Source organism: Nostoc sp. (assembly GCF_036917095.1).
Taxonomy (GTDB): Bacteria; Cyanobacteriota; Cyanobacteriia; order Cyanobacteriales; family Nostocaceae; genus Nostoc.
Genome location: NZ_JBALFH010000015.1, coordinates 650,311 through 676,415 on the forward strand (window position 1 = coordinate 650,311; position 26,105 = coordinate 676,415).

Here is a 26,105-nt window from a genome sequence, read left to right on the forward strand (position 1 = left end):
AATACTGTAGAAGCCGCAAATGATGTAAAGGCTACTAAAAAGAATCGACGGTTGTTATTAATGTAAAAATTCATGCTATCGCCTACCTTAATCAACCAAAACCTGAGCAAAAATTCCTACCTTATTAATTACGAATTACCACTTTTGCTCAGGAAACCAGTTGTAATTCTTATCTTTGACATCAATTTTTTTAGGAATAATTTTGAGTTCATAGAAGGTATCTGCCATGCGCTGCAATCCACTCAGAACTTCATCTGTTACAGGTAATACCTGACGTTGACCACCACGTTCTTCTACTGTTTCCATTGTTTTTAAATCAATCTTGTACAACTTAGAAAGGAGTTTGGCTGAATCCTGATAGTTGTCTCTAGACCAAGTACCAGCCTTTTCTAGCTCTTGTAAAATTGTCTTGAGAATGTCTGGATAATCGCGCACAAAATCTGGAGCAGCATAATAAAAGCTTGGGCTTTCTAGTGGAGCTTTGTCTCCAAATACAGTACTATTATCAGCCAATAGACGAGTGCGAAGTTTACGTTCAGCTTCAGCAGTATAAGGGTCCCAAATTAACCACGCATCAATATCACCACGTTCAAACGCTGGTAAAGCCTCGGCTGGTGTCAGATAGAGAGGTTTAATATCACTAAATTTCAAACCTACTTTCTCTAAAGCACGTACAATAATATAGTGCTGACCAGAACCTTTTGCAAAAGCAACTTTCTTACCTTTTAAATCAGAAAGAGTCTTAATCGGTGAATTTTCTGGGACTAAAATAGCTGAACCTCTAGTGCTACCTGTACCGGCTGCAACTCTGACAAATGATTTATCTCCTGCTTGAGCAAAGACACTTCCTGTACCGCCACCACCACCAAAAACGATCGCACCTGCACCCATCCCATCCAATAGAGGTGCTGTAGAGGAAAATTCATTCCAGGTAACAGAAATACCCAAGGGTTGTAAGCGTTTTTCTAAACTTCCTTGCGCTTTCACAATATTCAGCAGTGCCATTCCTTTTTGATGTCCCATTTTCAGCACTGTTAGCTTGGGGACTTGGGGTTGTTGTGCAGGTGCATTAGCTGAATTACTAGGAGCACAAGAAGCGAACGCTAAACTTAAACTTATACCAATAACAAAGAATAGGAAAAAAGTTTTAATATCGTGATGTTGAAATAAACTTCTTTTCTTGATAGCTTCTAAAAACTGATTTATCAATTGCTCGAACATGTTTTGTCTTTACCTCTTAGCTTTTTTTCGTCCGAATTTAAAATTGAGATCGTATCTAAAAACAAACAAAGCTATATATATCTCAAACTCAATATTAAAATATTTAAAAATTCTTTCTGTTCATAGATAAAATATGATAAGACTTAAGCCTTAAAAATATAGTGTTTTTAACGACTAAAACGGAAAAATTTTCTATATAAATAAAACAATTAATAATGCTGAATAGAATATTATAAAATTAATTTAGTAATCATAAATATTACTAATCATCAATAAATTAGTAAGCTTTAAAATCTTATAAAATATGAAAAATCAATGTGTTACCACGGTAAACCGCAGAGGTTAATCGTTCCTTTTTTGGGAGCTTTGTCATTCACAGGCAATACCATTGGTTCGTTGACCGTAAAAGGGACTGTGCCACTTGGTTGCTCAACCAAAAGAATGCCATTGAAAGATTGCCATCCCAGTCGAGTATAAAACGGTACTAAATCCTGACGACATACGAGCAATGCGAAACTTAAACTACACTTATCTAAGAAAGACTCTACGTGCCGAAGGGCAGCAGTTGCAAAGCCTTGACCCTGTGCTTGTCATTACCCCACCAATACCGCCAATGCGGATTGATATATCATCTAGCGTTACCTCGCGGGTAACAATCCCGATGTGCGAGACAAGCCATCCACTGCCATCCTCTACAAGTAATCTCCATTGCGGTATAGACCATTTAATGTGCCGTCCTGGGCGATTAGCAATGACCTCTGGTGGATAAACTGCCGCTCTGAGAACACGCAAGGCTTCTTTCTCATCCACGGTCAGTTCGGTGATAAGTTTCAAATTAAAGCTCAAAGGACGGTTTTTTATCATCAATCATTCACACTCACAAGTTTGGGCAGTCTAGATATAGGGATATCCAAGAAGTAAGAAAGAACCTCTCGCCGCCAAGCATGATAAAGTACTGGCAAATCATCAATTTGAATACCAATAGCTTTTTGACTCAACTGCCAACGATCCCAAAGGTAAGGATTGCACCGACGTGATTCTTGCGATCGCTTCACTATCTACCGTTAACGCTCGCACTCTTGGTATGATTTCGGCAGTAAAACGCTCCATTTCTCTGGTAAAAGGCTGGAATCGCAGCATAAGTAGTTGGCACTAAAAATTTATTTTTGTACCCGCTCGATTTAGATTCTACGGTAAATCGGTAGATTTATTGTAGTATATTATGAGATTTGCATAGATAAAGATAAAAAACAAGGGGGTATCTAGATTCTGTATCTCCCCATTCCCTACTTAATTTGGAGATAAATAATGTCAGAACCACGCTACGGTATTTGGATTCCAATTGGGGCTAACTTTGGCCCTCTCAATCCGCCAGATGAACCGATTGATGCTAGTTATGAACGCATGCGATCGCTACTATTAGAAGCAGAATGTTTAGGATATGTCACCACCTTAGTGGCATAGCACCTTGCCAATCCCCGTCCCTTGTGGATGGCTTAGTATTCACTGTTCCTTGTTCCCTTTCATAGCAGTTCTAACCAGATAGGAAATTAACTTGCAATACTTAATGTTTGATAAGCTAACAATTAGAGTATCATGCTAACTGTAGTTTGCCGTACACACTTTTTGTATCTATTATGCAAATATCTACTGCATAATTTAGTCACACAAATCAGCGATACCTCCGGTATGGCTACCGCTAACGCAATTTTATAGACAAAAAAAGCAGATGAGTAACGCAGTTAGAATTTCCTGATTCGTAGGGCGTACCCACGTGGCGGAAGTAGCCCGGAGGTTTGGATGGAAAAATGCAGGCGGGTGGATTTTTGCGTGTAGAAACCGCTCACAGTGGCAAAGAAATATGTGACTGCCAAAAAGGAGAAAAGGAATTGCTAACAGAAAATGAACTACAACTATCTGCTGATGTGCTGGTAATTGGTGGTGGCCCTGCCGCTGCATGGGCAGCATGGGCAGCCGCATCCCAAGGAGTCAAAGTCATTATTGCTGATAAAGGTTTTCTGGGTACGAGTGGTGCTGCTGCTGCCAGTGGCAATGGCATCATGGCTCCTTCTCCAGAGAATTGGGACAAAGTTTTATCGGAGCGTTATCGCGTAGGAAAAAACCTCGCTAACTCACGTTGGATCGAGCGTGTTATCGAAAAAACTTGGCTCAGTTTGCCCTTAGTGGAAAATTGGGGCTATCGTTTCCCCAAAGAAAATGGGGAATCGGTGCGCCAGAGTTATTATGGCCCTGAATATATGCGGGTACTTCGCAAAAACCTCTTGCGTGTTGGCGTGCAAATTCTCGACCAAAGTCCGGCTCTAGAACTTTTATTGGCTGACGATGGCTCAGTAGCTGGAGCAAGAGGTGTGCAGAGGCAACATCATCGTAACTATACTGTTCGCGCTGGTGCAGTAGTCTTGGCGAATGGCGGTTGTGCATTCTTGAGTAAAGCATTAGGGTGCAATACTAATACCGGTGATGGGCTGCTGATGGCAGTGGAAGCTGGTGGCGAACTCTCTAGTATGGAAGCTTCCAATCACTATGCAATTTCGACCGCTTTTAATGCCACAGTGACGCGGGGTGTTCCCTTTGGCTGGGCTAGTTACAGCGATGAAGCAGGTAACGATCTTGGTGGCTATATCGATGGTCGTCGCGATCCATCATTCCTTCCCAATGCCCTCTTAAAAGGCTCCGTTTATGCTCGTTTGGATAAAGCCACACCTGAAGTCAAGGCAGTGATTGAAAAGTCTCATTTCATCTCTTTTCTACCGTATAAAAAAGCTGGCATCGATCCGTATACTGAACGAGTGCCTGTAACACTAATTTTAGAAGGTACAGTCCGCGGTACAGGTGGAATTCGTTTGACCGATGATAGTTGCGGTACAAAGGTTCCTGGCCTCTACGCCGCCGGTGATGCTGCATCGCGGGAGTTTTTAGCCGGGCTAGCTTCTGGAGGTGGTGGCCCCAATGCTGCTTGGGCAATCTCTACAGGGCAATGGGCTGGAGTTGGGGCAGCTACCTTTGCGAAAAGTTTGGGCACTCAAGCAAATGAACGGGTTGCGCGTCCTACCGGTCAAGCCGGATTGCGATCGCCTACGGTGGGCAAAACGCCATCGCCCTCTCCCGCTTCCGAAACATTCGATAGTGAGGCGATCGTGCGTGGTGTACAAGACCAGATGTTCCCGTTGGAGAAGAATTACTTGCGTACTGAGCAGGGACTTCTGGATTCCCTCGCAAAATTAGAAACGCTGTGGCAGCAAGTACAAGGGAACCCGAAACAAGATACAGTACGCGATGTGGAATTTTCTCGTCGAGCGGCTGCTCTGACGGCTGTAGCGCGATGGGCATATTTTAGCGCCTTACATCGCACGGAAACGCGCAGCGAACATATTCGCATGGACTATCCCGAAACCGATCCAAATCAGCGTTATTACCAAGCAACTGGTGGCTTACAAAAACTTTGGGTGAGGCGTGATTGGATAACAGAACCGCAAAGCGTCTACGCTACACCACCAGTACAAACCACTCAAACCACACCCTCTGTATCAAAATTGTAGTAGGAGCAGAATCGTGATCGAGCTTGTCAGCCATAAACTCTGTATCAATTGCAATGTATGCGTCCAAGTATGTCCTACCAACGTCTTTGACTCCGTACCTAACCAGCCACCTGCGATCGCCCGGCAGGAAGACTGTCAAACTTGTTTCATGTGTGAGGCATATTGTCCGGTGGATGCACTCTATGTTGCGCCCGAATCTCATACCAATGTTGCAGTCAATGAGGATGATTTAATTGAAAGTGGCATCATGGGTGAATATCGTCGGATCTTGGGTTGGGGATATGGCAGAAAAAATAATAGTGAATTAGATACTGCTCATAAACTACGCCAACTGCCACGCCCCTATCAAAGTTAACTTCAGTAAGATTGAGTCGATGGGGACTAGTCCCCATACCTCAAATTTTTCAGATGAATTTACACAATTAATTATTGTTAATAATTTGAGTCAGACGCTCAAATATATCTACGTGTTTTTAGGGACTTCCAGTTAAAAAAATATCCCGTCGTAGGGGCACAAGGCCTTGCGCCCCTACAAATCTATAAATAATTTGGGATAATTTATTTTTTGCAAGTCTCTTAATACATTTGTCCTATAAGTTTGCGATCGCTTGCGCTGATTTGTCAGTTCGCGCTGTGCCAGTTGCGTAAGCCCTGAATACCTCTTTTTGATAAGTCTGATTATGTCTAGATATTTATTTAGTTACACTAATAATTAGGTATGCATACTCCAATAAAGACTGTATAATAATTAAAATACGTTAAAACGACCGACAAACCGTAATATATCATCTAACTGACGTAAATACCTGCCAGTCAATTATTTAACTGCACTAATCAACACATCTCGCTTCTGTCTTATTGCTTTAGTTTGAGTTGTGCAATCTCAAATAGTCTGCATGTCACGATGTTTACAAGGAAAAAATTTCATGAGCAACATACAACTGTACTTCGCCAAAGCCTCTACCTTCTCTCAACGGACTCGTGTAGTCTTACTGGAAAAAGGTATTGACTTCACCCCAGTCGAAATTGACTTACAGAACAAACCAGATGAGTACACGCAAATTTCGCGCTATGGCAAAGTTCCAGCTATCAAACATGGGGATGTTGAAATTTACGAGTCCGCTATTATCAATGAATATCTAGATGAAGTTTTTCCAGAACCACCTTTGTTACCCCGCGATCCCGCAGCTAAAGCGATCGCTCGGATTTGGATAGACTACGCCAATACTCGCTTTGTCCCAGCTTTTAACAAATTTCTGCGCGGTAAAGATAGTCAGGAGCAGGAACAAGGACGAAAAGAGTTCACAGAAGCACTTTTATATATTGAAGAAGAATTAGGCAAAGGTGATTACTTGTTAGGAGATCAATTTAGCCTAGTTGATATCAGCTTCTATCCCTGGTTTGAACGTTTACCACTCTTAGAACACTTCCGTAAATTCACATTACCAACACAAACATCTGGTTTGCAGACATGGTGGAATCTGGTACGCGATCGCCAGTCAATCCAAGCAGTAGCAAACCCTGTGGACTTCTATTTGCAAAGATTCGCCAAAGTTCTCGGCGAACCTCTTCCTGTTGGTACATCTCAAAAATAGGACACAGGGGTGTGTTAATGGGAGTGAATGATTAACTGTTAAGTATTGACCAAACAAAAATTAACCAAAATCTAAAATTGGATGAGCTATGAGCTTAAATAACCAACTTCTAGACAGACCGATTTCCCAAGAACTGCCATACGTAGAGGCTAACCTCAGCTACCTGATTCCAATGGCAGAAAAACCTGTTAACTATACTTACGAACCGCCAGCCGGGATTCCTCGCACGAATGCAACTTATCAGACGCACAAACTGCCGATTTACAACGCTCGCTCCATCTCAGAGAACATCTCGTTAGATCGAGAAGGTTTCGCCTTGACTGGACATAATACTAATGTCCGCAACTTTTACGATGAAGAAGAATTACGCCGCGTCTACTATCCAGAAGCCGAGCAGTTATTAAAAGAGGTGACAGGTGCAACGAAAGTAGTGATATTCGATCATACCCTGCGTAATGCCAGTGAGTCAAAGCCAGGTGAGAATAATATTAAAGAACCTGCCAAGCGCGTACACAATGACTTCACCGCTAAATCAGGCTATACTCGCGCCCATTTGGAACTAGCAGCACGGGGCATAGATGATATTGATACGTTACTAAAACAAAGATTTGCCATCATTAATGTTTGGCGAGCGATCGCAACACCAATCCAAGAGTCACCATTAGCAGTGTGTGATGCTCAAAGTATCGTATCAACAGACCTTGTAGCAGGCGATCTCGTGTACAGCGATCGGGTTGGTGAGACATACGGAGTCACGTATAACTCCAAACATAAATGGTTCTACTTCCCGCAAATGCACAGAGATGAAGCACTATTTATCAAATGCTTCGACTCCGCAGAAGACGGACACGCCCGTTTTGCCGCCCATACAGCCTTTGAAGACCCCACCAGCCCAGCCAACGCTCCCCCACGAGAAAGCATCGAACTACGAACATTAGTCTTTTACCCCGCATAGATCGCAATACGGTTCAGTTAAGGCTAAAACTCTTTGTCAAAGTTATTTTTTAACGAACCGCGTACTCCTACGGAGAAGCAAGCTACGCGAAGCGTCTCGCAGAGAAGGACGCAAAGGAAGAGAAAAAGAGAAGGGAGAAATGCTTAACTGAACTGTATTGGCATAGATCGCAAAAACTTGTCTCAATCAAAAGACCTCTCCCTGGTTTTACTACGCAAAACCGTCCCTCTCCGGCTCGGAGAGGGACAGACTTGAACTTTAGTTCAAGGCAGGGAGAGGTTCGTCGAATTCACGTTTATTTATACTAATTGGTGACGACGACTTTTTGAAACTGCTTCACCCTGTAAGTCAAACAGATGGCAAAGCTCGCCGTTAATGTGGATAGGAACAAGATCGCGTAACTGGCTGGAATTATCTCCGTCTGTTTGCACTACTACGGTGTCTCCCCCCTCAATCTTGACATAGAGATAGGTTTGTCCCCCCAGTCGTTCCACAACTAACACTTCGCCATTCACACTTGGGTTATTGCGATCGAGTCGCAGGTGTTCGGGGCGAATCCCCAATGTAGCTCGATCTCCAACCGACAGCTTTCCAGGCTAGAGTATTTATAGTGGGTTGCCACTTCATATCAAACCACTGTCCGCCAAAGGTGTTGACCAATGTGGACACAAATCCGATATTTTCGCCCCAGCCTGGTTTTCCGCGCAGACAAACACCATAAACTCCATGCGCTGGATCGTGAACCTTACTCGCCCATTCCCTGATTTGGGGATAGGTTGGTTGTTCGGGAACCGTAATCCCTGCTTTTCCAAACAAGTCTTTCCGGTAATACAGCATAGAACTTTCGCCATAGAACGGCACAGCATAAAGTTTGCCGTTGTTGGAAAGCCCTTCTCGGATGGGTTTTATCAGGTCATTTACGTCATAACTTGCGGGTAGATCCAATGGTTTTAACCAATCCCGTCTTGCCCAAATCGGCGTTTCATAGGAACCGATTGTCAGGACATCGAATTGTCCGCCCTGGCTAGCAACGTCTGTGGTGGTACGTTGACGCAACACATTTTCTTCCAGGACAACCCACCGCAGTTGAATATTTGGATTTGTTTGTTCAAAATTGCGGGAAAGCCCTTGCATAACCACCATGTCACCATTATTGACAGTAGCGATCGTCAGTCTGGTTTTCCCTGCTGCTTGCGAACCCGCACAGGCATGTAGCAGTTGTGCCAGCATTATTCCAACGAGGAATGCAACCAAGATTTTAGCGAAGCGAGGCATACGCATCGCACAGCTCCTTTAGTATTAAAATCATATAAAAAAATGATTTTATGCTCTACTATTGGGCAAAGTCCCAATAATTGAATCATACTAGCCGATCTTCAATACTGGGCACTTAAACACTATTTGCAACATATATTCACAAGGGGTTGAAGATATGACAGCTAAAGCAAGCTATAACTTTGCTGGCAAGACGATTTTGATTACGGGCGGTGCTGGTGATATTGGTCGAGCTACCGCACAGCGTTTTGCCGCAGATGGTGCAGGTGTAGTACTCCTAGACTTAAACGAAGCGAAGATGGCAGAGGTTACTCATGAATTGGAAGTTTATAAAATTCCAGTTCTGAGCTTTCGCTGCAACGTCACCGCTTCTGAGGATGTTGCTCAAGCCTTTTCTGCTGCTGTAGAGCAATTTGGACGAATCGACTATATTTTCAACAATGCGGGTTATCAAGGAGTATTTGCCAAAACTGACGAGTATCCTGAGGAAGATTTTCAAAAGGTGATTGACATCAATGTTGTTGGAGTTTTTCACGTCCTCAAGGCGGCGGCACAACACTTGCGTAAATCGGGCGGAGGAGCGATCGTTAATATGGCAAGCTATGCAGGAGTGGTTGGCCCTCCAAATATGATCGCTTACTCAGCCTCAAAGTTTGCCGTAATTGGCATAACTCAAACAGCAGCGAAAGACTTGGCTCCTTACCACATTCGAGTGAATGCGCTCTCGCCTGCGCTGATTGGCCCTGGTATGATGTGGACGCGACAGACCGAATTGCAGGCAGGTGTAGGGTCACAGTACTTTGATGCCGATCCTAAAGTAGTAGAGCAGCAAATGATTAATTCAGTCCCGATGCGGCGTTTAGGGAGCCTTGAAGAAGTTGCCAACAGTGTGGCATTTCTCATGAGCGAGGAGGCAAGCTATATTACGGGCTTTAATTTGGAGCTTACTGGCGGGCAATAGGGGGCGAGCAGGGGAGGCAGGGGAGGCAGGGGGAGAACAATGGATAGTCGTTTTAGATGTAGGAATTGGGTAATTTAATTTTTGGAGTTTCCTAGAGAAAAGGGGATTGCTAAGTTAGTAATTTAGTAATGTTGTCAGTCCCCATGATTATTACTGCAATGTTTTGCTGCGTCTGAGTTGATTTCAAGCCACTTTTATTAACGTAGAATGTGATAGCGTATACACAACATAATGAGCAAAAGATGCATCTTTGAGCAGATATTCAAGCATTTTATCTACTCTTTAGGGGATGCATACTTCCTCTTCCTATAGGTGGAATATGAAAGAACCCTTCTTAGAGCGGCGCGATCGCAAGTTAGACCAGGCAGCTCGCGCAGCTTGGCTCTACTACATTGCTGGAAACACACAGGAAGAGATTGCCGCAAAGTTAAACGTGTCCCGGCAGGCAGCACAGCGTTTAGTCGCACTAGCGGTGAGTGAAAAACTGATCAAATTTCGGCTCGATCATCCCCTGAGTGAGTGTATTGCTCTAGCTGAATCGCTCAGAGACAAATTTGAACTATCCCTTTGTGAAGTGGTTCCAAGTGATGCAGGGAGTGGCGATAGCTTCAATGGAATTGCTGTATGTGCTGCCACTCACTTAGAGGCGTACCTTGTTGCTAAAACTCCTACAATCCTGGCATTTTCCACCGGTCGGACTTTGCGAGCGATGGTGGAGCAAATCCCATCCATGAACCAACCTCAGCATAAGATTGTCTCAATAGTTGGGAATATGTCTCAATATGGGCGTGCAGGTCGTTATGAAGTAGTGATGCATTTGTGCGATCGCGTTGGCTCTCAAGTATATCCAGTTCCGACTCCAGTTGTAGCAACTAGTATTGAAGAACGAGAACTCTTGCAGACTCAGCGATCGTTTATCACCGTAAAAACCCTTGCGGAGCAAGCCAAAGCAACCTTTGTTGGTATTAGCCAAATCGGCTGGGATGCACCATTACACCAAGACGGATTCATTAATGACGATGAAGTGACCCAATTAATTGAACTGGGGGCAGTTGGGGAAATTGCGGGATGGGCATACGATCGCCAAGGAGTCTTAATTCAGGGTGCAACTAATAGCAGAGTTGCCAGTGTCCCGCTCGAACAAACTGCTCAACGGCTGGTTATCGGTATTGCAGGAGGTGTGAAAAAAGTGGAGTCAATTTTGGCGGCTCTGCATGGCAAGTTGATCGCGGGGCTGATTACCGATGAAGTTGTGGCTCAAGCTATTCTTGACAAAAGCTGATTTTTCGATTTTTCATATTGTTGTTTATAGCGCTTCCTTTGCTGATAATTCAATAAATCCAAAAATAGGTAAGCGCCAAGGTGATAGCAGTCAGCGGTAGCCCAAATCGCAAATGTTCCCCAAAAGTGAGCTGATATCCCTGTTTGGCAACAGCCTCCGCCACAATTAAGTTTGCCACCGAACCCAGCAGGGTGAGATTTCCTGCCAGTGTTGAAGCCGCCGCTAGTAATAGCCAAGTGCGTGTGTCAGGATGGGGAATTAGGTGATGTAGTAGCAGAACAGCCGGCACATTCGATACTAGATTTGACAGCAACGCCGTTATCCCCAGAATGCTCAAGGGATCGCCAACAAAACGGGAAAGCCATCCCAAGGAACCAAGCTTTTGTACACCCTCGGTAAGGATAAACAGTCCACAAAACATTAACAGCAAATCCCAGTCTACCTTTTGTAAAATTCGCTCTGGCTTGAGGCGACGCGTTACCAGTAATAGTCCAGCAGCAATTAAGGTAACTTCAGCAGTAGGAATCCCAATTAAAAATGCCACTAGTAATCCGGTGGTAATCAATAGACTTTTAACTAACAGTGGCTTGAAGATGTGGTAACGGGGTGGTTTTACTTTTAAGTAAGGGCGAAGCGATCGCACCTCTGGATATAACCACCACAGCAAACCTACCTGAATCACCAAACATATCAAAGCAAGTGGTGTTAAGGCTTTAGCAAAGTCCAAATAACTAATACCAGAGAAGGAACCGATCAGAATGTTCTGAGGATTACCGCTCAAAGTGGCGACGGAACCGAGGTTGGTTGCACCTGCCAGCGCCAGCAAATAGGGAATAGGTTTAAGCTTTAGTAACTGGGTTACACCAATTACCAAAGGCGTCAAGATCAGAGCAATCGTATCATTGAGAAAAAGTGCCGAGAGGATGCCACTGCCAAAAGTTAACACCACCAGTAACCCAAATGGGCTGTGGATACGGCGGATTGTATAATCAAGAGCAAGCTGGAAAAATCCAGAAGCGGCGAGATTAGCGCTGATTACCATCATGCCAAACAGGAAAATGAGTGTTTTGTAGTCGATTGCGCCCCACGCCGCAGGCAAATCTAGCACTCCTAATGCCATCAAAAAGGCAGCACCAACAATGGCGATCGTAGCCCGATTCATCCGCAGTCCGGGCAAGTACCCTAGCCCTAAGCCGATGTAGGCGAGGATAATAACGAGATATTGCAGAACTACCATTCTCTATTCCCTAAACGTCGCAAGCTCCGATTTAGAGCTTACCGGATATGGCTGTAGATTTAGTTTCGGGCATGAAAAACCAGATAAAGTTGGGCTATATAAGTTTAAATGCAAAAAGCGTGTCAATTCAAAGGCTCAATAGTATAAAGGTTTTAGGGACTTCCAAATATAAAAATATCCCATCCCTGCGGGACGCTACGCGTAGCAAGATCCCCAAAGGGGTACGCTTGTAGGGCAGGGAGCACTTAGCTGGGGGAGGATGTCAACGAAGTTTTTCTTAGACAAAGCGGAACCTTTAAAACCTCAAGATTTATCAAGGGGATATTGTATGGCATAGTTTGCACAATTGAGTAAATATCACCGTCATTTAGGATGTATGCAAGAAAAGCCAAGACCAAGTAACAAGAGTTTGTACGCACTAGATTACTTAAACCTATTTCTAGCAGACGTGCGTGATGGTGTCGGGCCATATCTGAATATATACTTAAAAGCCTCGCAACATTGGAATCCAGACCAAATTGGAATGGTCACAGCTGCTTCCTCAATCGCTACAGTTATTGCACAAACACCAGCTGGCGCTTTAATTGATCGACTACGCCAGAAACGAATGTTGATTGTACTTGCTGCTGCTTTAGTGACAATTGGTTGTATAGCAATAGCTTTGTTTCCCAGCTTTCCAATCGTTATTGGCTCTCAGATTTTAATTGGTATTGGCGCAGCGGTTTTCGCGCCCGCGATCGCTGCGATTACTCTGGGACTGGTGGGGCGGAACAAATTAGATCGGCGAGTTGGACGCAACGAGACTTTCAATCATTTGGGTAATTTACTTGCTGCTGTTCTGGCTGGTTTAATTGGTCAATTTATTTCGCCCAAAGGCATCTTTTTTCTTGTTGGGATTATGGCTGTTGCTAGCGCTTACTCAGTTTTAAGGATTCGTAAGCAGGAAATTAATCATGAACTGGCGCGTGGTGATGGGGAGGAGGGAGAACAAGAAAATCAAGGTAAAAGACAACATCAGAATCACTATGAAAGCATATTGAAATTGTTGAAAGATAGGCGAATACTGATGTTTACTGTGGCAGTAGTTCTGTTTCACTTCGCCAATGCTGCAATGTTACCCCTTGTAGGTCAGCTACTAGCTCATAACGGACAGGGGAAAGGATTAGACAGTACAGTATATATGTCTGCCTGCATCATCATAGCTCAGGTAGTCATGATACCTTCAGCTTACTTAGCTGGTCGTCTGGCAAACGCTGGGCGAAAACCAATTTTTTTGGTGGGTTTTGCTGTATTGCCTATTCGTGGAGTACTCTATACCCTTTCACACAATCCCTTTTTTCTAGTTTCAGTGCAAATCTTGGATGGGATTGCAGGTGGAATATTTGGCGTCCTCTCAGTACTGATGGTTGCTGATTTAACTAAAGGGAGCGGGCGCTTTAATCTCACTCAAGGTATGCTCGCTACTTCTATTGGAATTGGTGCTGGTTTGAGTAACTTGCTCGCTGGGTTTGTGGTGCAAAAAGCTGGGTACAATGTCGGTTTTCTAATGCTGGCAGCGCTTGCTGCTGTGGCTTTGGCAGTTTTTTGGTTTTTGGTTCCCGAAACTAAAGAAGAACAAAAATCACAAAAAAGTCGTGCTGTTGCGTCGTAGTAATGATTTTTAGCTAGTTTGGCACGAAAATTGCGCTCATAGAAACTGAAGTTTAAATCGTAACTGACGATCGCTTGAATCAAAACTTTCATGGTGAATTCCTCTAGAATCAGAACACATTCCTGATTTGATGAATGAAGCAATTCACTTGCGCTTTGGGATTGCCGCGCTTCTCTACGAGACGCTGCGCGAACGCTTGCAATGACATAAGCCTAAGTAGGGGCGCAAGGCCTTGCGCCCCTACCGCGTGGTCTATTTACCTGAAAATAGCTGTAATTACGAATTGGTATTAGGCATCCACCTACGACAGTTATGCGCTGAACCCTCCGTCAATCATCAGGTTTGCGCCGGTAATGTAACCGGACTCAGGGCTGGCCAGATAAGCAACCAGCCCTGCAACCTCGTCAACGGTGCCGTAGCGGGCTACCGCAATGTGCTTTTTGAGCATTTCAGCAAACTCACCATCCGAGGGATTCATATCCGTAGCGATCGGCCCGGGCTGCACGTTGTTGATCGTAATCCCGCGCGGGCCAAGGTCACGCGACAGCCCTTGCACAAGCCCTTGCAGAGCAGATTTGCTCATGGCATAAACGCCACCACCAGGAAATGGCATACGTTCGGCGTTGGTGCTGCCGATGTTGATGATGCGTCCGCCCTCTTTCATGTGCTTGACTGCGGCTTGCGTCGCCACAAACACGGCACGCACGTTGACGGCAAAGGTTCGATCGAAATCCGCTAGGGTGAAATCGTCGATCGCCCCGATCGCTAGCACGCCCGCATTGTTGACGAGAATATCAATTCCGCCCAATTTATTTACAGTTTCCTCAACAGCAGCGACTACCGCACTGGCTTCGGAACTATCGGCTTGGATGGCAAGAGCTTGCACGCCTAGCGCCTGCGCTGCCTGGACGATTTCCTTGGCGCGATCGGGTGAACTGGCATAGGTGAAGGCGACATCAGCACCAACACTAGCTAAACGCTTCACGATCGCTGCCCCGATGCCGCGACTGCCTCCAGTAATGAGTGCGCGTTTATTCTTGAGTATGTGGTTCATGTTCGATACCATGCGATGAGAAAGTGGATAATTCGGTGTGTATTTCTAATGAAAGAAAACTGCTCGAAATTGGGAGCAAGCAAGTAAACAATAACAGACGATGGTGGTTAAAACGATCGAAACAATTCATATACAGCAGTTTGCAAGTAAGTGAGCTACAAAATGCAGGAATTGAAATCACACATAAACAGTTTCTGCTTCCTGCCTCAAAATCCGTGGCTTTGTACTTCATGCAAAAGAAAACTGCTGTAACCTTTTCTGGTTCCTGAATCGTTTTCAATGCCCAGAGGCGAATCCATCCACAATTAATGTAATACCAATTTAATGTGAAGTTGCACATATCTTGATCCCCCTAAATCCCCCGATAAATTGGGGGACTTTGAATTCCCCCTTTTTTAAGGGGAGCCAGCGCGGTCTTGGGGTCTCCCCAAGTGGAGCGACTGGCGTGGGCTAGGGGGGAGCGAATTCTATGCAGCTTCAGAAAGAATTGGTATAAGCTGTGATTTGGAATAGCATTCCCCAACCTTCAAAGGAAACTTGAGATAGGGAGCAATGCGATTTTGTTAAGCGACTCAAAAAAAGTGCGATGCCTTCGGCAGGCGCAGCCAACTTGGGGCTGTTGGTTTAAAGCTTGTCTCTTCGGTCTAGCGCTGTTGTATCTATTTGATGAAATAGCACGTTCAATGAGTTCCAGCTTTTTGGTCATTGCGTCGAGCTTGCTTTCCAGCTTCTCCTCGAACTAACTGCAAAACCGATTTACTGCTTGGGGCAACATCGATATCAATATTGCTATCAAATTTAGATATTAATTCCTCTAAGCCTTGCAGCAAGGCAATTGTATGCCCCTCTTTGTGCAGTTTAGATAGTTCTCTGACTACTGGAATTAAGGCAGTAGAGACGCGAATCCGGAACGCTTGGTGGGGTCTTGTCGTCAGCCATTTGATATCAAATTTGATAGCAATGAACTGATTGTAGAGTGAAAGCGATGTCTATTTTCTTAGAGGAAACTTGAGCAATAGAGCGTAGGCTTCAAGAAGCGCAGGCATCGCCTCATACACTGTGCAAAATATTCGGGTAGCAGCTATTTTATTATACCTACTATAATAGAGCCATTATTTTTGAATTTCCTCCAGCCAACTCTATTAAGGGAAAAAGTTATATGAAACTAATTAAAAAAGTTTTAGCAATCTGTTTTCTATTATTTGGCATTCCTTTTTCTGCTGTGATGATTCTAGAAATTCTCAATCCCAAAACTCCCGCTAAAGAAAAAGAAAATTATGTAACTGCTTTAACTATTCTTACTATTCCGTCAACCATTATAGGAGGTTGTTTGAGTTGGTCTTTAGTGCAGCAGAACCGAAAACAACAAACATTACTTGTTGAATCAGAACAACAGCGTCTTCAGTTAGTGTTCTTAGAATTAATTGAGCAAAATGCTGGCACAATAACGGTATTACAACTAGCGCGAAATGCTGACATATCAACCCACTCAGCTAAACAATATTTAGATGAGAAAGCAAAGGAACTCAATGCTTATTTTGAAGTAAATGAGGATGGTAATGTTTTGTATCGCTTCTCTTTGTAAGACTAATTTGAATAGCACCTCCCTTATTTTCGGTCATTTTGGGTTAGCGCTGCTTGCCGATTCGCTCTACACAGTATCATCCATCCAGCCACACTCTGAATTTTGACCTAGTGGTCTGTCTCATTAATTTTGCGCGGTGAACTAACTTTTAATTTCTTTTCTTCTTTCTCTTTCTTTGCGTACTTCGCGTCTTTGCGGTTCGTTCCTCAAACCCCGCAGAATTAACGCGATTAACCACTAGTGGTCTGTCAGCTTTGAATTGAGGGGTAAACAAGTTCGTAGTAAGCACTTTAGTCCTTGTTTTCTACGCACTAAAGTGCTTACTACAAACCCTCAAAACTAGCTTGACAGACTACTAGCCCCGTTGGGGCGGGGTTACAGGTTCGGGTGTAGGATGTAGTGGAAGAAATAGCCCCAACAACCAACCATCGGGATACAAGCTCCGTCTTTTAACCCACATTCCGCACCTACAACTGTCACACCCCAAAGAAACAGATATATTTAGTACATAAGAACTAATGATTGAGAGCATTGACTAGAATCTATTAAAGCTAATCCAAGTTACGCGCTAGTTCCTTGCATCAAGATTAATTATCGTATAAAACAATATGCTTGCTGTCAATAAAATTACTTGCCACTTAGATTTGATTTTTAGCGATGCTACGCCCGCCGTTGGCGTACCACTTGCCTACGGCACACTCCGCGAACGTGCAAGCTAGCTAGCAAGAGCGTGTCGCAGACAAGCCTCTCCAAGAGTTGGCATTGCACCTTGTTTAGCCCGACCTGACGGTTCTTCAGGTTTAATAAATAATCTAGCGGACATGATATCACAGAGATGTGAAGCCTTGTCTGTGCGCGATCGTGTACGTAATCCTGCTCGTAGCACATTCGCCAATAACATCGAGCGTTGGATAGTCGGTGTATCCATGAGCGCGTCGCCACCGTAAAACGTCTTGCGGTCGTATGGATTGAGGGCTGTATGCGTTTGAATACGCGACCTTGCGGGGTTAGAAATAAGCAGCCTTCCGAATGCGATCGCATCTGCACGATCTGCGAATGGCACGCTTGATAAGGGAAAATCGTTGAGGCAGCTCTTGTGCAGAGGAGCGGAGGAGCAGGGGAGAAAGAAGAAATTTTAGGCATTGCGTTCAGATATTTAGAAATTCCCCTCTGCCCCCCTGCTCCCGTGCCCCTGGAGCATCCCTACGCCGCTTACCTTTCAGCTTAACTTAGTGCCATTCAGTCCTGGGGCACCTAGCCATCCACGGCTCGTTACCGAGATGTTGGTGGCTTCGCTGATAATGAATCCGCCCTCGGTAGCCCGTTGAGCGTAATACTCAGCCATGAGATCGCCGGGAATGGAATCGGGCTGAATAGACCGCGAGCGAGTCAATGGAGCCATCACGACGCGATGCTTCAATTGCATTGCTCCAAACTGAACGGGAGTGAAAAGTGTGGCCCTGTTCATTGTCATGTTCATCTTGGCATCTCTAACTGTGATAATCCGCGCTGGCAACAAATCCAGGTTAGCCGGATGGGTTAGCGGAATTCTTGTTGAAATCGGTCATTCTTCTGGCTTCTTCATGATCGAAATTGCAAATACCTCTTGGCCGCTCCGATGCTACTAAGAACGCAGGGTAATAGACTAAGCTAATCGTCATTCATTTTTCTAGACTGATTCGCATGTTGTAAGGGCTTCAGCCCTGGCGTTATGCAACTTAAATGCTCATTAGCTTAGGGCGACTGCATCTTGTCAATAAGCAAAGTATATTCTCAATAGAGTTAAAACTAATATCATTAACTCTTATATTGCCAAAAACTTAGGCATCGCTTTGGGGCTTAAAAAATAATCAAACGCGAGAGGAAAGATTTTTTTGTTGGTTCTTAACCTTCGTTGCGATCAAGAGTAATTTAGATGCGTTTGCCCTGGAGTATCCGGCTTTGCTCCTGAATTATTAAGTTCTACAAATGCCTCCAAAAGTTCTTGACAATGCTTTTTAAACTGATGACTTTTCTGTTATTAGCTGATTCTTCTGTAGTGTTATCAGCCAGCACAGAATCAAATCAGTTTCCAACAAAGGTTCTGGTGAGGACTTCCCAACTCAATTGCAGGGAGTTTTTATCCACAAAAGGGTGAACATCTCCCAGGATTAAAACCCCATTACCGTCGAAATTGTTGATGTACTCGAACACATATATTAAAGGGTCTATGTTATGAGGCTTTTTATAAGTTTCGACTGATTTGAACACCAGTCCACCGTCGTCAGCAATCAGACATTGCTCCAAGCCAGAAACTCTTATGCTGTAATACTTTTTACCCTACTTTGTCTCTGTTTGTTGTTTTATGAACTAAACCCTGTTAGATATAGTTATTTTATGTTATGGTCTTACTGAAGTTATTTAAGCTAAAAAAATGACACCAGATAAAATAGAAAACTTGTTAAACCAACTACTAAATAATAACGAAACTAGTGTTGAAGATTTGATTAGTACAATTGGGACATATTGTTTAAGCCAAAGAACAAAATATAGTGACTGTATAATGCCAAAAAATAAATATGAGAATTCCAGATATTGGGATGAATATCATCGAAAATTGTATGAAGTAGTAGCACAGTTTCAACAATGGAAGTAATGGACTCTGATTTTTAGCTTAGAAACATAAACGAGAAGTTATAGAGTCATTATTAGAGAGTTTGTCTATGCTAGAGACTTTTTATGATTCTCCAGAAGTGATTTTTCGACATTTTTCACATTGGATGAACAGTGTTAGATGTATCTTTAATGATACAGACATGAATGATGAATTAAATATTTGGAATAATGCAATAAAAGGCTATCAATATTCAGACGATGGCTCTTTAGTTGTGGTTATGCAAATAGCAAAAGCTACTCTTATAGCTATTCTTAGTAAATTAGAAACTACTGAAGTATTTAATACACCTTATCTTAATAATGAAGATGTGATAAATGCCTATAAAATGGCTAAATTGTATGTGATACTTCATTGTTATGAAAATTCAGTGCGTTGTTTTATTGAACAAATACTTTCAAGAGAATTTGGAGATAATTGGTGGGAAAAGGCTAAAAATACAAAAACAATACCAAAAGTAGAAAGAGTCAAAGATTACGAAAATAAAAACAAATGGATTTCTCCTAGAGGAGGTAGTTCACCTCTTTATTGCATTGATTGGGGGGATTTAGTTACTATTATTAGAAATCATCAAAATTTATTCTTACCTTACATTGGAGATATTAAATTTATTGAAAATAGATTTGAACAACTAGAAGGTTTGCGAAATATTGTTGCTCATCATGGAGTGTTACCCTCTGACGATGATTTTCAAAGAGTTTTTATTTCATTTAGAGATTGGTGTCGTCAAATAAAATCTTTGTATACATAAAATCGATACAGATACTTGATTATTGAGAGATACAGGTAATAATAGTAAGGTTTTTATTGCCTTAGACTTGCTAAAATACTTTTTATTATTTTTAATTTAGAATTTCGTTATTATTCTGTATAGATAATCCATAGGAGTTAATTTTAAAATGTTAGTATTTATGGTTGTTGTTTTTTGTCTTTTATTCCAAGTATTAGTTTTTGTAATTATATTACCTATAATTCAAAACATAATTGGGAACCCCCCAACAAAAGTTTCCAAAAACCACCTCTTTAATGAATTTGCCAATGGTATCGTCATCTCGATTCAATGCCGAAATATTTCTTTTTGCCATTCTTTAAGATTCTTACAACTCATTGACACACAAGCATTGTGAGAACTTGATATAAAGCTGTGTAATCAATTCTTCACTTAAATCAGAGCTTAACTGGCGGATCTTGAGTGGTGGAATTTGAAGAAATTTCGCAGACTGGTTGATTGAACCTTTGAACCTCGATCTTGAAGTTTGCAATTTATGAACCTGATACAATCGCTGCGACGACAGGGACAATCGGTTTGGCTCGATGGATTTGAGCGAGGCTGGATTAGTCAGGGAAAATTGCAGCATACCATTGATGATGGTGTGCGGGGTGTACTCCTGACTTTTGAAGGTTTAAAGCTTGCTATCCAGGGGCAGGAGTACGATCGCGACTTCAACGTACTGACTCAACAAGCAGTCAATCGAACGGCTCGATCGGACTATGACTATATCGTTAAGCGGGATCTGCAATTAGCGGCTGATTTACTCAAACAAGTACATTCTCAGACTCAGGGACGAGAGGGTTATGTTCAAGTCGATTTCCCGCCTCATGCATTATTGCAGGCTGAAACAGCGATCGCAGAAGCTCAGAAAATTTGGCAAGAGGTTGGGTGGCAGAATTTGATGCTGAGAATTCCAGCGACGCCAATCATGCTTCCGGTGATTGAACAATTGATAGGCGATCGCATAAATGTGAATGTGACGTTGGTATTTTCTCAGCAAACCTATGAGCAGGTATTTGATGTTTATCTCAGCGGCCTAGAGCGACTAATTCACCAAGGAGAGTCGGCGAACGATGTTGTTTGTTTTACCAGTTTTTCGATTGGGCGCTTGGATGCTGCTCTGCATCCCCTGACATCTTTTGGAATCACGCAAGCCGAAATCCTCTACCAGCATTTTCAAAATTTTTGTCAAAATGCCCGTTGGAAAGCGTTACGGGGAAGGGCAAACCCACTTCGTCTAGTGTGGGATTGTACAGATATTCAGCCTCAGGATGCCTGGCGCTATATTCAGGTGCTGGCGTTTCCTGGAACTGCAATCCTGCTGTCAAAAGCAACACTGGAAATGTATCAACAGGTTTCTCTACTGCCCATGAGTGTGATTGGCAGCAAAAGAGTTGAGCAGATGCTGACGAACTTCCCGCTTGTAGCAATTCCTTTGGATGAACTGGTCGATCGACTTGTGGATGAAGAGATGACGCGATCGCTCAACGCCTTCGATCGGTTATTAGACCAGATTGCACTAAAACTGGATGTGCAATCGCCCTAATGCTCAATTGCCCCCAACGTTTTAAGCGTGGATTTTTGAGCCACTGTCAACCCGGTTGCACCTTGAATATTCATGCCTTCGTAAAGACGATCGACCGTCAACGTTCTGATACAACGTCCTGTCGTCACATCCCATAGCTTAATCGTGCGATCGTCACTGCCACTGAAGAGAATTTGACCATTGGAGCTAAAAATGACTGACCGAACCCAACTCGTGTGTTCGCGCCAGACTTGAAGGCAATGCCCCGTTTGGAGATCCCACAGTCGAATGGTTTGGTCAGCACTGCCACTGGCTAAGAGGCGACCATCTGGGCTGATGGCAAGCGTCCACACAGCTCCCGTCTGCCCCTGCAAAGTCTGCAAGCAGGCTCCAGTTTGGAGATCCCACCATTGGATCGTTTGGTCATGACTGCCGCTTGCCAGTCGTTGACCACTGGGATCGAATGCCACTGCGAAAACTGAATCTGTATGCCCCTGCAATAGCTTCAGACACGCTCCGGTTTGCACATCCCAGAGCCGAATAGTGTTATCATAACCGCCACTTGCTAACCATTGACCGCTGGGATCGAATGCGATCGCCCGAATGCTACTTTCATGACCGCGTAACACCTGCAAACAGCGATGAGTCTGTACATCCCAAAGTCGCACAGTGCGATCTTCACTACTACTTGCCAAAACCTGCCCTCCTGGACTAAACAGCACTGCCCACACGGACGCGCTGTGCGCTGACCACTGGTCGAGATCCCCAGTTTGGACATTCCATAGGGCAATTGAGCCGTCATGTCGATTGCTTGCCAGCGTTTGACTATCGGGACTAAAGCTTAAATTGCTTAATGATGCAATCCAACGGGTCTTGCTGGATAAGGTTTTGTAGGGGTGAAGCGGCGATAGATTGTCATCCAACGGCAACTGCCACAACTGGATCGTCTCATTCTGACCGCTACTGGCAAGCATTCGATTGTCCGCACTGAGACTCAGGGAGTGAACGCCACTGGTATAGCCGCGCAACGTTTTCAGGCTCTGTCCGCTCTGCAAATGCCACAATCGAACTGTATTATCTTGACCTGCACTGATCAACCATTGCCCGTCCGCGCTGATAACAACCCCATAAACGTCGTGTATGTGACCGTTTAGCACATGGATGGCTTGCCCGTCTGGGACGCTCCAAAGGCGCAGAGTGCCATCGGAACTGGCGCTAGCTAACAAACGACCATCGGGGCTAAAGGTGATGTCCCAAACCCAATCGGTATGTCCATGCAGCAGTTTGAAAGCGGGATTTGACTGTCGATCGTTGGAGCAATAACCACTCCACAGTCGAATCGACCCATCGCGACAGCCACTGGCTAGCTGTTGACCGTCAGGGCTGTAGCGCACACACTGAACCCCGCTGGTATGCCCCTTTAAGACATTCAGGCAGTTTCCATAGCGGACATCCCAGATCCGAAGGTCAGTATCATGACTGCTACTGACCAAAGTTTGCCCATCGGGAGCGAAGTCAACGGCGTAAACGCTTTGGGTATGCCCTTGCAAAACATGGAGACACTGCCCTTGCAAATTCCACAAGCGCACCGTATGGTCTTCACTGCCACTCGCGATTCGCTGACCATCGGGACTGAAGCTCACTGACCAAACACAGCTTGTATGCTCTGTAAGCACCTGCAAGCAGCGCCCGCTTTGGACATCCCACAAGCGCACGGAAGTATCACTACTGCTGCTGGCTAAAGTATTGCCATCAGGACTAAAGGTAACTGACCAAACCCAGCCCATGTGACCTTCAAAGGTCGCTAACAGTTGGGTTGTGGTGATGTTCCAGAGATGAATGTTGCCGCTTGAGTCGCCAACGGCGATTCGCTCACCGTCTGGACTAAGGTCGATCGACATCGCCAGACTGAGTGTTTCTGAAAAGATGGACTTGGCTAAAGCGGCCTGCTGAAAATTGACCCCTGCTAAATCGACCTGCCGGAAGTCGGCTTGTTGCACCACGAGATCGGAAAAGTCAGAGCCACGCAAATCAACTTGAAGCTGCACCAGCAGGTTGATCAAGTTGCCCCCAATGTACCCTGGGGTTTTTCCTTGCTGCGCCAATAATTGCCTTGCTCTTGCCTCGATCGCTGCTACACTACCAAAACGAGACAGGAGTCGCTCGATCGCAGATTGCACAATCAACCGGATTTGAATCTCTCGGATATAGTCTTTTGCCTGCACCTGCATTAAGAGATGACTTCGCAAAACGTCAATCTGCTGTGTCTCAAATTCTGCACAGACCTGCTGTACGAATCGTTCTGTGACATATTCCATCACAACTGGTTGCAAGAAGAATAACCCATCCGTTTTTTCGAGCAGCGTCGGCTTGGCCTTCTCGATTAGAGATCGCCTCAGCAGCGAGTTGACCAGATTGGGCACACTTTTCTGATAAACAAGATCGATCGCATTTTCTTGCATGTCTGCGAGCGAGATTGGCTCGCGATGAATGGCTTGCCAGAACATCAGATGCTGTTCGTTTTCGGTTAAGCGATCGAACTGACGATCGAGCAGATCGCGGATGTCTGTAAAAATAGAAATCCCCTGATTGAGATACGCTAATACCTCTGCAATACTGCCGTTAAACAAATCTTGGATGGCAGCCGCCACTAGTTTCAACGCCAGAGGATTGCCGCCATAGTGATGGATCAGGGTCTGCCATTCGGCTTCGGAACCTGTAAACGTTCCCTTTTGTCGAAAGATGGCACGTCCGTCAGCGGGTGTCAGTCCACTCAAGGTCAGCGATCGCACTAGAGCCTGTGCGCCTTCCATCAGCACCATTTCCTGTGGCTTTTCTCGACTGGTAAGCAACAAACAACTTGGGTGAGGCGTTTCGCCAATGGCTCTGAGCAACTGTCCGTAACCTTCATAACCCGATCGCCATTGTCCTACCTGCTCGCTGTGCAGAATGATTTCAGCATTATCCAGAATTAATAAACACCGCCGCGATCGCAGATAATGCATCAATTTCGAGAGTTTTGCATCGAGCGTGGTGGGAATCACTGGATCTTCCCCGTAGAGCGGCATGAGAAACTTCAGCAGGCTCGACAAAAGTTCATCCACGGGTGGCGCGTTGGCGAGCGATCGCCACACGACGACTTCAAATTCTGTCTGCATCCCAAGCGCAGCCTTGACGGCGATCGTACTTTTACCAATGCCCCCAATGCCCAATAACCCGACAATGCGACAGCGCTCAGACACAATCCAATACCACAGTTGCGCCAGTTCTGCCGCACGCCCATAAAACACCGAGGTATCAACCGCATTGTCCCAGTCCTGTTGCGGATCTGCTCGTCGGGTTTTTGTCACTTCAGGTGATGAATCGGGGGATGTAAAGTCTGCGTTCGTTAATTCCAGTGCAAATGCTCCAAAGAGATACTCTAATGACTGGCGATCGACCCCCAGTTCGCGCTTGAAGATTCGAGCAAGGGTATTTAGGGAGAGTCCAGCGCGATCGCTGATATCTTCTTGGGTAAAGTGCTTACCCCAAGTCTCGTCAGATTCCGCCTGCTGTTTTGCCGTCTGAAACTTCTGCCACCCCTGAGGTGATAGGATGACTCCTCGAACTCGCCCAGATTTTGGCGCCTTTTGATAGTTCATAGACAAGCGAGGGCAAAGGAGCAACGTGAGGCTTCCCCTCAACAATACCGCATTTTTCTCTCATGCCGAAGGGTTCGCTGATACAGGTGAATCGGCAAATGATGCCATTCTTACTGAAGCAGATAAGCTTAACCGTCCCCAATTCACTGCCTGTTGCTTTCTTCCTGCTTAAATTGCGTTTTAACTCAAATAACTTGAGTGGTCTGCATGGAGCGATCGCTGCATTATGAGCATAAGCAAATGTTGCTAATCAAAGTCGCCAACCCAACCAGAAGCAATTTACTAATTTGAGGATATTAAGACTATGAGCAAGCTCACAGGTAAAGTAGCAGTCGTTACAGGCGCATCCAAGGGCATCGGTGCCGCGATCGCCAAATCACTTGCCGTAGAAGGTGCAGCAGTCGTCGTCAACTACGCCTCTAGCAAATCTGGTGCAGACAAAACGGTCAGTGAGATCGTCGCCGCCGGTGGCAAGGCTATTGCCGTGGGTGGTGATGTCTCCAAAGCTGCTGAGGCACAGGGCATCATTGACGCAGCTATCAAGAACTACGGACATCTCGATATCCTCGTCAACAACTCTGGTGTCTACGAGTTCGCTCCAATCGAAGACATCACCGAAGACAAGTTCCATAAGATATTCAACATCAACGTACTCGGTCTTCTGCTCATGACGCAGGCAGCCGTCAAGCACCTGGGCGAAGGTGCCAGCATCATCAACATCGGCTCTGGCGTCAGCCGTATTACACCTCCAAACAGCGCGATTTATACCGGCACCAAGGGCGCTGTTGATGCCATCACGGGTGTACTCGCAAGGGAACTCGGGCCGAGGCAGATCCGCGTCAACTCTCTTAACCCCGGCATCGTCGAAACCGAAGGCTCAGTAACTGCTGGCTACATCGGCTCTGACTTAGAGAAGTCATTCGTTGCTCAGACACCGCTTGGTCGCGCGGGACGACCCGGAGACATTGCCTCCATTGCCGTTTTCCTGGCATCAGACGATGCTGGCTGGCTCACCGGCGAACAACTGCTCGCTACCGGAGGCCAGCGCTAATCCATACGGACTTCCACTCGACCGAGTACCTCATTCAACATACATCTGCATCTGTGATTGAGTGAGGTTGGTTTTACCGTTATGCAG

24 protein-coding genes and 1 pseudogene are annotated in these 26,105 nt (G+C 44.9%); 12 read left to right on the plus strand and 13 right to left on the minus strand.

Annotated elements, in window-relative coordinates:
- Positions 1 to 135 precede the first annotated feature (135 nt).
- From V7L01_RS06825 to V7L01_RS06840, 4 genes are all read right to left on the minus strand, one after another.
- Positions 136 to 1,221 (minus strand): aliphatic sulfonate ABC transporter substrate-binding protein, encoded by a 1,086-nt coding sequence (locus V7L01_RS06825; protein ID WP_335033077.1) that lies wholly within the window; start codon positions 1,219 to 1,221, stop codon positions 136 to 138.
- A 320-nt stretch (positions 1,222 to 1,541) separates the two neighbouring features.
- Entirely contained in the window at positions 1,542 to 1,730 is a 189-nt protein-coding gene (locus V7L01_RS06830; RefSeq protein WP_335033079.1) for a hypothetical protein, read from the minus strand.
- A gap of 19 nt (positions 1,731 to 1,749) precedes the next feature.
- Positions 1,750 to 2,085: a hypothetical protein gene (locus V7L01_RS06835; RefSeq protein WP_335033081.1), complete on the minus strand. Its 336-nt coding sequence runs from the start codon at positions 2,083 to 2,085 to the stop codon at positions 1,750 to 1,752.
- The gene (locus V7L01_RS06840; protein WP_335033083.1) at positions 2,085 to 2,276 is read right to left on the minus strand and encodes a hypothetical protein; all 192 of its coding nucleotides are present in this window, start codon (positions 2,274 to 2,276) and stop codon (positions 2,085 to 2,087) included. The genes V7L01_RS06835 and V7L01_RS06840 overlap by 1 nt, the downstream gene beginning before the upstream one ends.
- 741 nt (positions 2,277 to 3,017) lie before the next feature.
- On the opposite strand from V7L01_RS06840, the gene V7L01_RS06845 reads away from it, so the two are divergent.
- The 4 genes from V7L01_RS06845 to V7L01_RS06860 all read left to right on the plus strand — a co-directional run bounded on the left by V7L01_RS06845 (position 3,018) and on the right by V7L01_RS06860 (position 7,331).
- Positions 3,018 to 4,781 (plus strand): FAD-binding protein, encoded by a 1,764-nt coding sequence (locus tag V7L01_RS06845; RefSeq protein ID WP_335033085.1) that lies wholly within the window; start codon positions 3,018 to 3,020, stop codon positions 4,779 to 4,781.
- Between the two features lie 13 nt (positions 4,782 to 4,794).
- Positions 4,795 to 5,136 (plus strand): 4Fe-4S binding protein, encoded by a 342-nt coding sequence (locus V7L01_RS06850; RefSeq protein WP_335033087.1) that lies wholly within the window; start codon positions 4,795 to 4,797, stop codon positions 5,134 to 5,136.
- A gap of 571 nt (positions 5,137 to 5,707) precedes the next feature.
- Complete coding sequence (locus V7L01_RS06855) at positions 5,708 to 6,376, plus strand: glutathione S-transferase family protein (protein WP_335033089.1); 669 nt, start codon at positions 5,708 to 5,710, stop codon at positions 6,374 to 6,376.
- Between the two features lie 88 nt (positions 6,377 to 6,464).
- Positions 6,465 to 7,331 carry a CmcJ/NvfI family oxidoreductase gene (locus V7L01_RS06860; RefSeq protein ID WP_335033091.1) on the plus strand — a complete coding sequence of 289 codons (867 nt, stop codon included), beginning with the start codon at positions 6,465 to 6,467 and terminating at the stop codon, positions 7,329 to 7,331.
- Positions 7,332 to 7,630: 299 nt separating this feature from the next.
- Here V7L01_RS06860 and V7L01_RS06865 read toward each other — a convergent pair whose 3' ends face one another.
- Positions 7,631 to 7,894, minus strand: coding sequence for a TOBE domain-containing protein (locus V7L01_RS06865; protein ID WP_335033093.1), 264 nt, complete (start codon positions 7,892 to 7,894; stop codon positions 7,631 to 7,633).
- Positions 7,854 to 8,612 (minus strand): ABC transporter substrate-binding protein, encoded by a 759-nt coding sequence (locus V7L01_RS06870; protein ID WP_335033095.1) that lies wholly within the window; start codon positions 8,610 to 8,612, stop codon positions 7,854 to 7,856. Before V7L01_RS06870 ends, V7L01_RS06865 begins: the two co-directional genes overlap by 41 nt.
- 151 nt (positions 8,613 to 8,763) lie before the next feature.
- Here V7L01_RS06870 and V7L01_RS06875 point away from each other — a divergent pair, with 151 nt between their 5' ends.
- Both V7L01_RS06875 and V7L01_RS06880 read left to right on the plus strand, forming a co-directional pair.
- Positions 8,764 to 9,567, plus strand: a complete 804-nt coding sequence (locus tag V7L01_RS06875) for an SDR family NAD(P)-dependent oxidoreductase (protein ID WP_335033097.1) — start codon at positions 8,764 to 8,766, stop codon at positions 9,565 to 9,567.
- Between the two features lie 319 nt (positions 9,568 to 9,886).
- A complete protein-coding gene (locus V7L01_RS06880) occupies positions 9,887 to 10,849 on the plus strand; it encodes a sugar-binding transcriptional regulator (RefSeq protein ID WP_335033099.1) in 963 nt (320 codons plus the stop codon).
- A gap of 49 nt (positions 10,850 to 10,898) precedes the next feature.
- Here the strand turns inward: V7L01_RS06880 and V7L01_RS06885 are convergent, their stop codons facing one another.
- A complete protein-coding gene (locus tag V7L01_RS06885; RefSeq protein WP_335033101.1) occupies positions 10,899 to 12,086 on the minus strand; it encodes an anion transporter in 1,188 nt (395 codons plus the stop codon).
- Positions 12,087 to 12,462: 376 nt separating this feature from the next.
- Between V7L01_RS06885 and V7L01_RS06890 the strand changes: the two genes are divergently transcribed.
- On the plus strand, positions 12,463 to 13,737 hold the full coding sequence (locus V7L01_RS06890; protein ID WP_335033102.1) for an MFS transporter: 1,275 nt from the start codon (positions 12,463 to 12,465) through the stop codon (positions 13,735 to 13,737).
- Positions 13,738 to 14,047: 310 nt separating this feature from the next.
- Here the strand turns inward: V7L01_RS06890 and V7L01_RS06895 are convergent, their stop codons facing one another.
- Complete coding sequence (locus V7L01_RS06895) at positions 14,048 to 14,791, minus strand: 3-oxoacyl-ACP reductase family protein (protein WP_335033104.1); 744 nt, start codon at positions 14,789 to 14,791, stop codon at positions 14,048 to 14,050.
- Between the two features lie 680 nt (positions 14,792 to 15,471).
- Complete coding sequence (locus V7L01_RS06900; protein WP_335033106.1) at positions 15,472 to 15,621, minus strand: hypothetical protein; 150 nt, start codon at positions 15,619 to 15,621, stop codon at positions 15,472 to 15,474.
- A gap of 329 nt (positions 15,622 to 15,950) precedes the next feature.
- Here V7L01_RS06900 and V7L01_RS06905 point away from each other — a divergent pair, with 329 nt between their 5' ends.
- Entirely contained in the window at positions 15,951 to 16,376 is a 426-nt protein-coding gene (locus V7L01_RS06905) for a hypothetical protein (protein WP_335033108.1), read from the plus strand.
- A gap of 715 nt (positions 16,377 to 17,091) precedes the next feature.
- Here V7L01_RS06905 and V7L01_RS06910 read toward each other — a convergent pair.
- From V7L01_RS06910 to V7L01_RS06920, 3 genes and pseudogenes are all read right to left on the minus strand, one after another.
- Positions 17,092 to 17,439 (minus strand): hypothetical protein, encoded by a 348-nt coding sequence (locus tag V7L01_RS06910; protein WP_335033110.1) that lies wholly within the window; start codon positions 17,437 to 17,439, stop codon positions 17,092 to 17,094.
- A gap of 156 nt (positions 17,440 to 17,595) precedes the next feature.
- On the minus strand, positions 17,596 to 17,850 hold the full coding sequence (locus tag V7L01_RS06915) for an oxidoreductase (RefSeq protein ID WP_335033112.1): 255 nt from the start codon (positions 17,848 to 17,850) through the stop codon (positions 17,596 to 17,598).
- A gap of 608 nt (positions 17,851 to 18,458) precedes the next feature.
- A pseudogene (locus V7L01_RS06920) lies at positions 18,459 to 18,671 on the minus strand (AAA family ATPase); the annotation flags it as partial.
- A 407-nt stretch (positions 18,672 to 19,078) separates the two neighbouring features.
- On the opposite strand from V7L01_RS06920, the gene V7L01_RS06925 reads away from it, so the two are divergent.
- A complete protein-coding gene (locus V7L01_RS06925; protein ID WP_335033114.1) occupies positions 19,079 to 19,780 on the plus strand; it encodes a Swt1 family HEPN domain-containing protein in 702 nt (233 codons plus the stop codon).
- Between the two features lie 514 nt (positions 19,781 to 20,294).
- The gene (locus V7L01_RS06930) at positions 20,295 to 21,347 is read left to right on the plus strand and encodes a transaldolase family protein (RefSeq protein WP_335033115.1); all 1,053 of its coding nucleotides are present in this window, start codon (positions 20,295 to 20,297) and stop codon (positions 21,345 to 21,347) included.
- On the opposite strand, the gene V7L01_RS06935 is transcribed toward V7L01_RS06930, so the two are convergent.
- The gene (locus tag V7L01_RS06935) at positions 21,344 to 24,967 is read right to left on the minus strand and encodes an NB-ARC domain-containing protein (protein ID WP_335033116.1); all 3,624 of its coding nucleotides are present in this window, start codon (positions 24,965 to 24,967) and stop codon (positions 21,344 to 21,346) included. The genes V7L01_RS06930 and V7L01_RS06935 overlap by 4 nt on opposite strands.
- A 62-nt stretch (positions 24,968 to 25,029) precedes the next feature.
- Here V7L01_RS06935 and V7L01_RS06940 point away from each other — a divergent pair, with 62 nt between their 5' ends.
- A complete protein-coding gene (locus V7L01_RS06940) occupies positions 25,030 to 25,197 on the plus strand; it encodes a hypothetical protein (protein WP_335033117.1) in 168 nt (55 codons plus the stop codon).
- A 74-nt stretch (positions 25,198 to 25,271) separates the two neighbouring features.
- Entirely contained in the window at positions 25,272 to 26,018 is a 747-nt protein-coding gene (locus V7L01_RS06945) for a glucose 1-dehydrogenase (protein WP_335033119.1), read from the plus strand.
- Positions 26,019 to 26,105 lie beyond the last annotated feature (87 nt).